Source organism: Thermodesulfobacteriota bacterium, assembly GCA_039028315.1.
In the GTDB taxonomy this organism is placed as follows: Bacteria; Desulfobacterota_D; UBA1144; order Nemesobacterales; family UBA2774; genus CR02bin9.
Genome location: JBCCIH010000040.1, coordinates 1 through 12,966, shown reverse-complemented (window position 1 = coordinate 12,966; position 12,966 = coordinate 1). Strand labels below are relative to the sequence as shown.

13 protein-coding genes are annotated in these 12,966 nt (G+C 37.1%); 12 read left to right on the top strand and 1 reads right to left on the bottom strand.

Features of this window, described 5'->3' with window-relative positions; genetic code table 11:
• The 7 genes from AAF462_04045 to rfbB all read left to right on the top strand — a co-directional run.
• The coding region (locus tag AAF462_04045) for a carbamoyltransferase C-terminal domain-containing protein (protein MEM7008285.1) at nucleotides 1-1,240 on the top strand (1,240 nt) is incomplete at its 5' end.
• A gap of 62 nt (nucleotides 1,241-1,302) precedes the next feature.
• Nucleotides 1,303-1,482 carry a DUF5989 family protein gene (locus AAF462_04040; GenBank protein MEM7008284.1) on the top strand — a complete coding sequence of 60 codons (180 nt, stop codon included), beginning with the start codon at nucleotides 1,303-1,305 and terminating at the stop codon, nucleotides 1,480-1,482.
• Nucleotides 1,483-1,651: 169 nt separating this feature from the next.
• On the top strand, nucleotides 1,652-2,251 hold the full coding sequence (gene cysC, locus AAF462_04035; GenBank protein ID MEM7008283.1) for an adenylyl-sulfate kinase: 600 nt from the start codon (nucleotides 1,652-1,654) through the stop codon (nucleotides 2,249-2,251).
• A gap of 146 nt (nucleotides 2,252-2,397) precedes the next feature.
• Nucleotides 2,398-3,660 carry a glutamate-5-semialdehyde dehydrogenase gene (locus tag AAF462_04030; protein MEM7008282.1) on the top strand — a complete coding sequence of 421 codons (1,263 nt, stop codon included), beginning with the start codon at nucleotides 2,398-2,400 and terminating at the stop codon, nucleotides 3,658-3,660.
• 21 nt (nucleotides 3,661-3,681) lie between these two features.
• Nucleotides 3,682-5,010, top strand: a complete 1,329-nt coding sequence (locus AAF462_04025) for a sigma-70 family RNA polymerase sigma factor (protein ID MEM7008281.1) — start codon at nucleotides 3,682-3,684, stop codon at nucleotides 5,008-5,010.
• Nucleotides 5,011-5,015: 5 nt separating this feature from the next.
• Nucleotides 5,016-6,671, top strand: a complete 1,656-nt coding sequence (gene recN / locus AAF462_04020) for a DNA repair protein RecN (GenBank protein ID MEM7008280.1) — start codon at nucleotides 5,016-5,018, stop codon at nucleotides 6,669-6,671.
• 3 nt (nucleotides 6,672-6,674) lie between these two features.
• The gene (gene rfbB / locus AAF462_04015) at nucleotides 6,675-7,727 is read left to right on the top strand and encodes a dTDP-glucose 4,6-dehydratase (GenBank protein ID MEM7008279.1); all 1,053 of its coding nucleotides are present in this window, start codon (nucleotides 6,675-6,677) and stop codon (nucleotides 7,725-7,727) included.
• Nucleotide 7,728: 1 nt separating this feature from the next.
• On the opposite strand, the gene AAF462_04010 is transcribed toward rfbB, so the two are convergent.
• A complete protein-coding gene (locus tag AAF462_04010; GenBank protein ID MEM7008278.1) occupies nucleotides 7,729-8,280 on the bottom strand; it encodes an arginine decarboxylase, pyruvoyl-dependent in 552 nt (183 codons plus the stop codon).
• Nucleotides 8,281-8,579: 299 nt separating this feature from the next.
• Between AAF462_04010 and AAF462_04005 the strand changes: the two genes are divergently transcribed.
• From AAF462_04005 to AAF462_03985, 5 genes are all read left to right on the top strand, one after another.
• Entirely contained in the window at nucleotides 8,580-9,623 is a 1,044-nt protein-coding gene (locus AAF462_04005; GenBank protein MEM7008277.1) for an NAD-dependent epimerase/dehydratase family protein, read from the top strand.
• Between the two features lie 22 nt (nucleotides 9,624-9,645).
• A complete protein-coding gene (locus AAF462_04000) occupies nucleotides 9,646-10,362 on the top strand; it encodes an ABC transporter ATP-binding protein (protein ID MEM7008276.1) in 717 nt (238 codons plus the stop codon).
• Between the two features lie 332 nt (nucleotides 10,363-10,694).
• A complete protein-coding gene (locus tag AAF462_03995) occupies nucleotides 10,695-11,366 on the top strand; it encodes a heme exporter protein CcmB (GenBank protein MEM7008275.1) in 672 nt (223 codons plus the stop codon).
• 22 nt (nucleotides 11,367-11,388) lie between these two features.
• Nucleotides 11,389-12,045: a cytochrome c biogenesis protein gene (locus tag AAF462_03990; GenBank protein MEM7008274.1), complete on the top strand. Its 657-nt coding sequence runs from the start codon at nucleotides 11,389-11,391 to the stop codon at nucleotides 12,043-12,045.
• A gap of 215 nt (nucleotides 12,046-12,260) precedes the next feature.
• Nucleotides 12,261-12,857 (top strand): hypothetical protein, encoded by a 597-nt coding sequence (locus tag AAF462_03985; GenBank protein ID MEM7008273.1) that lies wholly within the window; start codon nucleotides 12,261-12,263, stop codon nucleotides 12,855-12,857.
• The last annotated feature ends 109 nt before the right edge of the window (nucleotides 12,858-12,966 follow it).

The window sequence follows — 12,966 nt, the reverse complement described above, 5'->3', positions numbered from 1 at the left end:
TGCATTCACAGCATTCTTAGGGTTTGAGGTAAACGAAGGGGAATATAAAGTAATGGGTATGGCTCCGTTTGGAGATCCTAAATATGTAGATCAGGTCTACGAAGTGGTTAAAGTGGATGATGAAGGCGGGTTTGAGCTGGATATGGATTATTTTTCTTTTCATCATTCTACAGATAAGACGTTTAATAAGAAATTTGAGAAAATATTTGGTGACCCCAGAGATCAAGATTCTAATTTCTTCACTGATGCAAGCGGCTACCCTTCATACTTTGGTGATAAGCCTGATAATTATGACGAGATAGCAAAACAAAACCAATATTACGCTGATATTGCTGCAAGCATTCAAGTAGTTACTGAGCAAATAGTAGTAAAAATGGCCAATTACGCGCAGAAACAAACGGGTCTAAAAAACCTATGCATGGCTGGTGGTGTGGCATTAAACAGTGTGGCTAACCATAAAATACTTTCACAAACTGATTTTGAACAGATATACATCCAGCCTGCTGCTGGTGATGGTGGGGCCTCAACAGGAGCAGCACTCTACGGCTATCATGCAGTATTGGGCAAACCAAGGAACTTTGTTATGGAACATGCGTATTGGGGCGAGGAACACAGCGCAGCGGATACCCAGGAGTTTTTAAAAGAAAATAATATTCCCTATGAACTTATAGAAGATGAAACAAAGCTACTTGAGCGGGTTACTGATGATATACAGAGCGGAAAAGTTATAGGATGGCATCAGGGCAGGTTTGAATGGGGACCAAGAGCGCTTGGAAATAGAAGTATCCTTGCCGACCCTAGAAGCACCCAGATGAAGGATATTGTAAATGTGAAGATTAAATTCAGAGAACCGTTTAGGCCCTTCGCACCATCAGTGCTGGTTGAGAAAGCTAGTGAATATTTTGATATTAATGAACCCGAGAAACACTACCCAGCAAGGTTTATGCTCTATGTAACAGATGTGCACAAAGACAAGTGGGATGTACTCCCAGCAATTACTCATGTAGATGGTACAGGCCGTCTTCAAACAGTAAGAAAAGAGTTAAACCCAAAATACTACAAGCTAATCGAGACATTTGGAGATGCCACTGGGGTTCCTGTACTTCTTAACACGTCTTTTAATTTAAAAGGTGAGCCTGTAGTAAATACTCCCGAAGAAGCATTTAACTCATTTAACAAGAGCGGTATGGATCTTTTAGTATTAGGTAATTATCTGGTTAAAAAAGAAGATCTAAGTTAATTATCTTAGCTTCATTTAAATTTTCTATTATTGTAGTATTATTAACACGAGGAAAAATAGGAATGTCATTTTTTAAAAGCTTAACAAACAGAATGGGCATAATGGGTGAGCTGCTTCAGTTCTTCCTACAGAACAAGTGGTGGTGGATAACCCCTATGCTCTTCATATTGCTACTTTTTGGTCTTTTGATTGTATTCGCGCAAGGCTCGGCAGTAGCACCGTTTATCTATACACTGTTTTAATCATTAAGGTCATATTTAACAGGAAACGGATAAAATTCTCAGAACCAAGGTGCAGCGTATACTCTGGTAAATTGGGAAATTTTGACCTTTCTGTAATTTCACATAAAATCATGACCCAATATATTCAATATTCCAATTCATAGTTCATGGATTAGATAGGAGGCATTAAATGGAAAGATTTGTTATTCCACACGAGCACGAGATCACAAAAGAAGACAGAAGAAGTCTAAACCAACATGGATCTCTAATTTTATGGTTTACAGGACTACCAAGTTCTGGGAAATCTACTATTGCAAATGAGCTTGAGAAAAAGCTTATCGCTATGAGAGCTAGGACTTATATTTTAGACGGAGACAATGTCAGAATGGGACTTTGCAAAGACCTAGGATTTTCCGAAGAGGACAGGGGCGAGAATATCAGAAGAATTGGTGAAGTATCTAAGCTATTTGTTGATTCAGGCGCCATAGTTCTTTCCGCTTTTGTATCACCTTATATAAAAGACCGTGATGGTGTTAGGGAGCTTGTTGAAGAAGGAGAATTTGTTGAAGTATTTGTTGATGCTCCGCTTGAGGTCTGTGAAGAAAGAGATGTTAAAGGTCTCTACAAAAAAGCAAGAGAAGGAATTATTAAAGGTTTTACAGGTATTGATGATCCTTACGAAGCTCCACCTAATGCTGAAATAACTATTGATACAAGTAAGCATAGCTTAGAAGAAGCTGTCGATACAATTCTAGCTTATTTAAATGAGAGGGGAGTTCTTCCTAAGTAAAATTTAAGTTGTAATTTTATAATTTAAATTACCAGGTATATTTTAATTATATGCTTGACTTTAAGTCTGCAGATGTATTATCATCCTAAATGGAGCGGTGTTAGTCGTAATTGATCTAAATGTCTGCAATTAAAGTAAAAAATCAAATGAATGAAGAGTTGTCAGTGCTTCTGACAGAGATAGCTACTAAAGCTAGAAATGCATCTGTACAGCTTGCAAGGGCAAACTCAGGACTAAAAGATAGGGCCCTTGAGTCTATGGCTCAGGGGCTTACCCAAAACTCAGATTTTCTAATCAGCGAAAACCAAAAAGATGTACAAGATGCCGAGAAGAAGGGTACTTCTTCTGCAATGCTTGATCGTCTTAAATTAACCCCAGAGCGTCTTGAAAAAATAGCACAAGGTCTTAGAGAAGTTAAAGCACTAACAGATCCTGTGGGCGAAGTGCTGAATATGTGGACCAGACCAAATGGTCTAAAAGTCGGCAGAATGAGAATCCCCCTTGGAGTAATCGGAATAATTTACGAAGCACGGCCAAATGTGACAGCTGATGCGGCAGGGCTTTGTCTCAAGTCAGGAAATGCAGTAATCCTAAGGGGCGGTTCAGAGACAATCAGGTCAAACATGGCTATCGGCAAAATTCTAAGAGAGGCTCTATCAAAAAACTCTCTTCCTGAAGATGCCGTGCAAATAATTCCGGTAACAGACAGAAATGCAATATTAGAGATGCTTAAGTTAGATGAGTTAATTGACCTTGTCATTCCAAGAGGCGGTGAGGGCCTAATACGTTTTGTGGCAGAGAATTCCAGAATACCTGTGCTAAAGCACTACAAAGGTGTGTGCCATGTATTTGTGGATGAGAGCGCTGATCTTGATATGGCAGAGGCTATTTGCGTTAATGCTAAGGCGCAGCGCCCTGGGGTTTGTAACTCTATGGAAACAATGCTGGTACACAAAGCTGTTGCTGATACCTATTTACCTAAAGTTATTAAAGCATTAAATAATAAAGGCGTAGAAGTAAAGGGCTGTATGAAGACTAAAGAGATAGTTCCTGAGGTTACCTCGGCTAGTGCAAATGACTGGTATGAAGAGTATCTGGATTTAATATTAAACGTTAAAGTTGTAGAAAACATGGCGGATGCGATGGCTCATATAGAGAAGTATGGATCTATGCACACAGAGTCCATAGTTACTAAAGATTATGAAAATTCGCAAAAATTTATTAACGGTGTAAATTCTTCCACAGTCATGGTGAATGCTTCAACAAGGTTCTCAGATGGATTTGAGCTGGGACTTGGAGCAGAAATAGGGATAAGCACCTCTAAATTACATGCTTTTGGACCTATGGGTCTTCAGGAGTTGACTACGACAAAGTTTATCGTTTTAGGAGAGGGTCAGATAAGAGAATAGTTCCATCTAAGGAGGATGGTAATGAGACAAGCCAGACTAAAAAGTAAAAAGCGTGCCCGATCTGCAAAAACCCAAGGTAGAGCTGAACAACGCTCAAAAAAGTCAGATGTATCTGATAATAAACTTCTTAAAAATTCATTTGACGACTATTCCAAGGATTCAGAGAAAATAGATGAAGAATTAGTGTTTCAGGATGAAATTGATGATAAGATGATGAGCGAGATTTCAGATTCTGAAGTAGCGATCAAAGAAGATACCTCTAAAGAGGAGAACTCTGATGAAGAAAAACCCAAGTTCACTCCTGATGAAGAGTTTAGACTACTCCAAGTCTATTTTAAAGAAATGGGCACCGAACCGCTGCTTACACCAAAAGAAGAAATAGAGGTCTCCGCAAAGATTAAAAGATGCGAAACTAAAGCGGCTGAAGCAAAATTCTTCATGGAAGCTATATTTGAAAGGACCATGAGCCGCTCGCTTAAGAATACTGTCGCAAATGTAGAACAAGCGGCTAGAAGAAAATCAAGAACAGCTAAAAGCTCAAACCAAAAAACTAAACTTGAAAGAGAATATGCAAAAAAGAGCATAAAGAGATCAAACCTTTTATATAAAGCATATCAATTAAGGGCTCAACGTTTTAAAGCCAGGTTTATTAAAGCTAATTTAAGGCTCGTGGTGAGTATAGCTAAAAGGTATATGAGCCGTGGACTACCACTGCCAGATCTTATTCAGGAAGGCAACGTAGGGCTTATGAGGGCTGTTGAGAGGTTTGATCACACAAAAGGCTACAAATTCTCTACATATGCCTCATGGTGGATTCACCAGGCTATATCCAGATCGCTATTAGATCAGACTAGAACCATAAGGGTCCCTGTTTATGTCTTGGAGCAAGCATCTAAAGTTCATCGCATAAGCTCCGTCATGAATAAAGAAATAGGCAGAAAACCTCTTCCTGAGGAAATATCAGAGAAATCCGGTATTTCTGTCGAAGGAGTTAAGAGGGTTCTTGAGGCAACTAAAGAAGTAGTTCAGCTAGATTCTCCAGTGCTCGACGGTGAGAAGACTACCCTACTTGATTTTATTCCTGATGATATTTCAGGAACTCCAGATTACGCAGTTGCAAAAGCTACGCTAACAATAAAAATAAAAGACGCTTTATCTACACTTACTCCTAGGGAAGAGCAGATATTGAAAATGAGATTCGGCATAGATTTTGAATCAACATTTACTCTGGACGAAATTGGACAACACTTTGAGCTCACAAGAGAGAGGATTAGACAGATAGAAAAACGCTCGCTTGAAAAACTTGAGGGCTCTGAAGTAGGCGTCATACTAAAAAGCTTTTTAGAGTAGGGCCTGTGCTTTTAGGACTTAGCTTAAAAAATTTCACTATTATTGAAGACCTCTCGTTAGGTTTGAATAAGGGATTAAATATAATCACCGGAGAGACCGGTGCAGGGAAATCTGTAATTGTTGATGCTATAAATATTATCCTAGGAGATAAAGCCTCAGCAGATAATATTAAGAGCGGAAAAGATGAGGCGTATATTGAGGCTTTGTTTGATATCTCTAAAGACGGATTTGTAAAAGAAAGATTAGAAGCAGCCGGATTTGACACTTCAACAGGTGAACTCTTAATTAAAAGAGTCATATACCGTACTTCCAGAAGCCGGGTCTTTATTAACGGAAGTCTGTCTACAATTACGCTTCTTACGCAAATAACCCAAGGGCTAGTTGATATTTTCAGCCAGCATGAACATCAAAGCCTGCTACGAGATGAAAATCATCTTAAGATTGTTGATGATTTTGGTAAAACTGTTCAAGATGCTCAAGTTATTAGAGAAAACTATCAAACATTTCTCTCAGTAAAAAATGAGCTTGATGTTCTTCTAAACTCTCAAAAAGATAACATTGAGAGAGAGGATTATATAAAGTATCAATTAAATGAAATTCAAGAAGCAGGATTAATCATTGGAGAGGATTTAAAACTAGAGGAAGAAAAACTTAAACTTGTAAATGCTGAGAACTTAAAATCAGCTACATCAAGTGCATATGAAGTGCTTTATGAAAGTGAAGGCTCTGTGCTTGGGAATCTAAAAGGTATTACTGCTGAGCTTGGAGAGCTTAAGAATGTAGATCCATCTCTAAATGAAATCTCTGAATCTATAGAAAAGGCAGTTGTACAGCTTGAAGAAGCTGCTTTTAATATAAGGGATTATTCCTCAACACTTACATCAGATTCAGGCACTCTGGAAGAAATAGAAGATAGGATTCATCTAATAAATTCATTAAAAAGAAAATACGGAGATTCAATAGAAGATATTATTCAAAGAGGAGACGAAATAAAAAAGCAAGTTGATAGCATTGAAAACTTTGACGAGCAAGTAAATGATCTAAGAGAGCAATCAGAAAAACTATTAAATGAGCTCGTGTCAGAATCAAAAAAATTATCAAAAAAGAGAAAACTCTCAGCCAAAGAGCTAACATCAATTTTAGAAACAGAACTTAAAGAAGTAGGAATAAAGGGGGGTAAATTTCATATAGAGTTTTCAGAAAAAGAAGTATCGTCAAATGGAATTGATCATATTAGTTTTCTATTCTCCGCTAACCCTGATGAAAAACCCAAACCTCTTACAAAAGTTGCATCTGGAGGAGAGTTGTCTCGAATCATGCTAGTTTTAAAACAAGTTATTGCAAGGGTGGAAGGAGGTTCTGTAATAATCTTTGATGAAGCTGATACGGGAGTGGGAGGAGCGGTTGCAGAAGCAGTTGGACAAAAAATACATCACCTCTCTGAGAGCTATCAGGTAATATGCATCACACATCTACCGCAAGTTGCAAAATTTGCAGACTCTCACTTAACAGTTTCTAAAACTCATGATGATGACAAAACACAGGTTAAGATAAAGAATCTAGATGGGGATGAAAGAGTATTAGAGCTTGCAAGAATGATAGGCGGATTTAACATTACACAAAAAACTTTAGACGCAGCACAGGAAATGCTGAAACACTAAACCATGAAAAACCTTCTAGTTACAGGCGGTGCAGGATTTATAGGGGTTAATTTTATAAGGTACTTGCTCGAAGAATCTGATTTTGAAGGGCGTATAATAAATGTTGATAAACTTACCTATGCTGCAAACCCCCAAAGCCTATCGGACATAGAAAAGAGCTATGATGATAGGTACATATTTGTTAAAGCGGACATAGCGGATAAAGAGTCACTGACAAAGGTCTTTGATATGTACGAGGTGGATTCTATATGCCACCTCGCAGCAGAGTCTCATGTTGACCGTTCCATAGCAAGTCCCATCGAGTTTATACAAACAAATATATTAGGTACATATAATCTCCTTGAACTCTCAAGAGAAAGAGGCGGCAGAATAAAACTGTTTCATCACGTTAGCACTGATGAAGTGTTTGGTAGTCTTGAAGATGGTGGTCTTTTTACTGAAAAAACTCCCTATAATCCAAACAGTCCTTATTCTGCATCAAAAGCATCATCAGATCATTTGGTGCGTGCTTATAATAAGACTTTTGAACTGCCTATCACTATTTCAAACTGCTCAAACAATTACGGCCCGTTTCAGTTTCCAGAAAAGCTAATACCCCTTATGATATCAAATGCTTTAGAAGACACAGCTCTTCCTGTATACGGTGATGGACTCAATATTAGAGACTGGCTTTTTGTTAGAGATCATTGCACTGCAATCTGGAAAATAATGAAAAGGGGCACAAGAGGAGAAACCTATAACATTGGCGGCAGAAACGAAATAGAGAATGTAAAAGTAGTTGAAATGATATGTGATTATCTTGACGTTATTGTTGGCACTAGAGAGAATAGGGAGCCAAGAAGGGCTTTAATCAGCTTTGTGACAGATCGCCCTGGACATGACAGGCGTTATGCAATTGATTCAAACAAGATCACCAGCCGACTGGGATGGATGCCTGAAGAGTCTTTTGAAACAGGTTTACTAAAAACTATAAAATGGTATTTGGATAACAAAGGCTGGCTGGAAAGCGTTAGAAGCGGCGATTATCGTAAATGGATATCTGAGCACTACGGTTAAACTATCTGTAAGTAGCAAATACGACAGCCGCAACCACTGTGGTCCAAAGCCCGTTTTTATCTCCAACCGCTGTTTGGGTTACGTTAATAGTCTTAACTATATGATCGCTGATTTTCCATATGTCTTTTTGTTCGTCGTAGCTTTTATCCGAATCAAATGGAACACCCAAAGTTGTGGCCAGCATAAATGCAGCCAAGTCTTCTGCATACTCGCCAGCTACCGCATCATTTTCTCCAAAACTATGGTGCTCTGAAATGTAACCGTGTCTATTGGAGTCTTTAGGTATTGCGACTCCAGCAGAAGCCGCTACTAGGCGGTTTGGTTCATTTGTTGCGTTCTCGCTCATAACAACATGAAGTATTTGTCCAGGAAATAGATTCTTAAGTCCCTTAGCCCTTTGTACGAGCTTACAGTCAGGTGGGAAAATGCTTGAAACCTTCACTAGATTAAATTCTGCTATCTTGGCATTTCTAAGTGCCATCTCAAAACTAGTTAGCTTCTCTTTATGTCTTCCAACACCTTTAGTAATAAATGCTGTCTGTGGTATTAGCAACTAAATCCTCCGATATGTGAGTGCGTAATTTTGTCTAATCCAAAATAAATTGTCAATGATTTTAATAGCGAATTATAAAGAAGGTATTAAGAAAAATATTTTGAGAAGTATCATTATAGTTTTTTTATGCTTGAAAAAATATAATTCATGAACATCTTTAATTTATAGCAACGAATCAATGTAGCATACATATCCTCCTGGCCCCTTTGCTGTATAGTCGCTATGCATCAAAGGGGTTTTTCTTTATTGTATTTTTAAGAGTATATTACTAGAGACAAATCTCACATTTATTAAAAAATATGAAAGCAATCGTAACTGGCGGTACTGGATTTATTGGAAGTAAATTAGTACAAGCACTTGTAGAAAAAGGCTATGAGGTAAGGTGTCTTGTCAGACAAACCAGTAACACCACATTATTAAATGAGCTTGGTGTTGAGCTGTTTTATGGAGACTTAGGTAACCATGAAGCACTAAAAGAGTTAGTTGTAGATGCTGATATAGTCTATCACTTAGCAGCTTTGGTTACGGATTGGGGTGACAGGGAAAGCTTTTACAAATCAAATGTTCTAGCCACACAAGTATTATTAGATTCATCTGTGCAGAATTCTGTTAAAAGATTTGTGCATATGAGTTCGTCAACCGTAGTTTGGAAGTCAGATTTTTGGAGCCCTCATAACTTGGTAGACATAGATGAGTCATTCCCATATGCTGAAACCAGGGTTGATAACTATAACGCCACAAAAATTGAAGCAGAGAAGTTAGTGCTCAAATACTATGAAGAAAAAGGACTTGAGACCACTGTAGTTAGGCCATCTAATGTATGGGGAGCTGGGGATACTGTAATCTTGCCCCGAGTAGTGATGGCGGCCAAAAAAGGAATACTATATCCTATGGGAGGCGGCGATAGATTTGTTACCCCATGCCATGTTGATAATCTTGTTGCTGCTCTTTTGATACTGGCAGATAACGAAAATGCCCCTGGAAATATTTATTTTATTAACGATGGGGTGAAAATTCAGTACATGGAATTTCTAGAAAAGCAGCTCAATGCATCAGGAATAAAATGGAGCCCAGGGTTCTCTATACCTTATAAATTTGCATTTTCAGTTGCTGCGCTGCTCGAATCCATATTTAAACTCACAAAATCTAAAAAGCCACCAGTATTAACAAAAATGGCTGTAGCAGCTCTTTCCGGATCCAGAAGCTACAGCATTACAAAAGCCCGTAATGATCTAAACTATGATCCTAAAGTAAATATGGATCATGGGATAGAAGGATTAAGATTATGGGTGAATGAAATTGGCGGGGCAGATGAGTTATTAAAGTATGTTGTGAAAACCTAATCTCAATTCTGTGTATGCAATTATGGACAATTATTTTGATATAGCTGCTATAAATCTTAAAAAAACATACGGTACTTTTGAGGCTTTAAAAGGAGTTACTCTAAAAGTAAAGAAGGGTGAATTTTACACTCTTTTCGGGCCCAATGGTGCTGGCAAAACCAGCCTAATTAAACTTCTGTCCACTCTTACTGATCCTACTTCAGGATCACTAGAGGTATTTGGGTTTGATGCTAAGGGTCAAGTAAAAAATATTAGAGCTGCTGTAGGTGTAATTTCTCATGATACTTATCTTTACGAAAATCTAACTGCATATGAAAACATCTCTTTTTTTGCTAATTTGTATGGTATTGCAAATATAGATAATAAGGTGCGTTCGGTAATCGATAAAGTTGGTCTTAAGACTCGTATGCATGACCTTGTTAGGACATTTTCAAGGGGTATGAAGCAGCGCTTAACAGTAGCTAGAGCATTAGTGCATGATCCTCATATTCTGCTTCTTGACGAGCCTTACACTGGTCTGGACTTAAATGGCGCGCAAATATTCGGAGATATGCTCTCAGAGCTTAAAAATAACCAACGTACTATACTTATGACGACTCACAATATTGATGAAGGTCTAGATCTTAGTGATAGGGTAGGGATTTTGGTAAATGGACAGATAGTTTTCGAAGGATTTACAAAAGATTTAGAGAAGAATGATTTTAAAGAACTATATATTTCCCACGTACAATCAGCTTAAATTCACTATATTTATATAATCCCATATAATTTTACAATTTTACTGAAACGTAATCTTAGAAATTGCATCTTATTATAATGAAATGCTAAGTCTTGATTCTAGATTTTAGCTTGTTTTATTATTTGTATTCCCTTCTCTATAGGCGGTGAGACCGCTACGCTCGCCGCCTATTTCCATAATTTTTCGTCTTAAAGTAATATATTATAATTGATGTGTAATATGCTTATATCATTGCTATTAATATGATTTTAAGTAAATATTAATGTATTGCTCTAACTTTTAGGTCTAAATCTGTTATAATATCTGAAAAAAATATCAACTGTATAGATAAAATGAACAAAATATTCGCGATTATTAAAAAAGATATAATTACAGAGCTTAGAACAAAAGAACTCTTTTCCTCAATGCTATTATTTGCTTTGTTGATTATTGTCATATTCAACTTTTCCTTTGGTTTTTCTGTTGAAATTCTAAATCTCGCAGCACCTGCTATGCTCTGGATATCATTCATATTTGCAGGGATTTTGGGATTAAGCCGATCTTTTGCCCTTGAAAAAGAAGGAAATGCAATTCTAGGCGTTCTGCTTACTCCAACAGATAGAAGTTTAATTTATGCGGGAAAAATGATAAGCAATACAATATTTGTCTTCATTGTGGGGCTTGTAACCGTTCTCATGTTCATACTTTTTTTTAATTACAATTTTTCATCTACACTATTGCCCCTAGTACCCATAGTACTTTTAGGTACTATAGGGTTTGTCTCAGTGGGTACGCTTTTCTCTGCAATTGCGATAAATACTAGGCTGAGAGAGGTTTTATTGCCGATATTACTGTTTCCCATAATAATCCCGGTGGTAGTGGCCTGCGTTAGCTTAAGCGGCGAAGTTTTAGAGGGCGGCTCAATAGCTAATGCCGCATCATCTTTGAAACTTCTGATTGCGTTCGATATAATCTTTGTCACAGCATGTGCAGTTACATTTGAATACGTCATAAGTGAATCATAAGTTTGATAGGTATCCTAAATATATGTTTAGACGCATTTTACTAATCCTCTCTTTTATCGGAATAATAGCTTCCGTATATATGGCTTTCATTTATGCTCCCACGGAGCCTAAAATGGGACATATTCAAAGAATATTCTATTTCCATATGGGAACAGTTTGGGTTGCAACTGTAGCGTTTATTATAGTTTTTATAGCCAGTATCATGTATTTGTGGAAAGGGAGCAGGAAGTGGGACATCTTAGCATTTTGTTCTGCTGAACTGGGTGTATTATTTCTAACCCTAACAATTTTAACCGGAAGTGTTTGGGCAAAGCCGATTTGGGGTACATGGTGGACCTGGGATCCCCAGCTTACGACCACATTTATACTTTGGATTCTATACATAGTTTATCTTGTGCTTAGGTCATCAGCAGGCAATGATACTAAAAAAGCCAAATATGCAGCTGTCTTTGCGATAATAGCTTTTATTGACCTTCCTTTGGTCTATTTGTCTGTAAGAGTCATGAGAGGAATATCACCAGTGGTATTCGGCCCTGGCGGTGGTGGTATTGCTCCAAAAATGATGGATGCGATGTTAGTTAACTTAGCTGCTTGCTCAGTTTTATTTTTACTCCTACTGCTTGAGAGAATTGATCTTGAACGCATGAAAGATCAAGTTTCAAGATTAAAAATGAGCTGAATAAAAACAAATCCTTTCATAATTATTCTTATTCATTAATTCTCCTGATAAACCACTATTCGCTAAGATATAGAGGACTATTAAGAACTTAGATATTGTATATATTAATTATAAACAGCTACATCAGCACTTAAACTATGTCAATAATTTATATATATACGGCAACACTAATATCAATTATAGTAGGATTTTTTCTTTGTTTTCTGGGCTACAGAATGGCATTTGTGGTTTCGTGGTTAGAATCAAATACTTTATTTGCAAGAGTATTTCTTTTCACAGGACATTTTGAAGATGAATATGTAGAGGGTTATCAAGAACCATTATTCCCTAAAAACAAACCATTGCTAAGTTTTTCAAATATTAAAGACATAATGTATGTATTAGGTCTCATAGGTCTATTTTCAATACTAAGGTTAATTTATCTTGTTGCTATTATTGTTTTCAACGGCTTATTCCTGGTGTTTACATCTTTTGTTATAACTGAATTGTTAAATTATCCTCCATTGTCGCTCAGATACATAGCGATCCTGTTTTTAGCTGGCCTAGCAGCTAGTGTGGTGATTTTTGAGTATTTTCATAAATATAGCAAATTAGCAATACAAATAGCTTCTTCATTTTCCGGTTCTGGCATTATATTAATATCTTTGCTCTATTTGATAGATAGTACTTACTTGCCTATGAGTCCTGACTTTCTGTATTACCGAATAACAAAACTCATTCTATTATTATGGCTTGCTCTTATGGTTCTCGGATTTATTTCCCAGAATATATTATTCCCTTCAAAACAAACCGATGAATCTTATTTCATATAAGTAGAGAATTAATATATAGACTCCTATATTGTTATTCTTATACTTATTCAGGGAATTAGCTTTTTATGTTTAAAATCACAGGTATTCTATAAACTGGTTAAGGTCATGA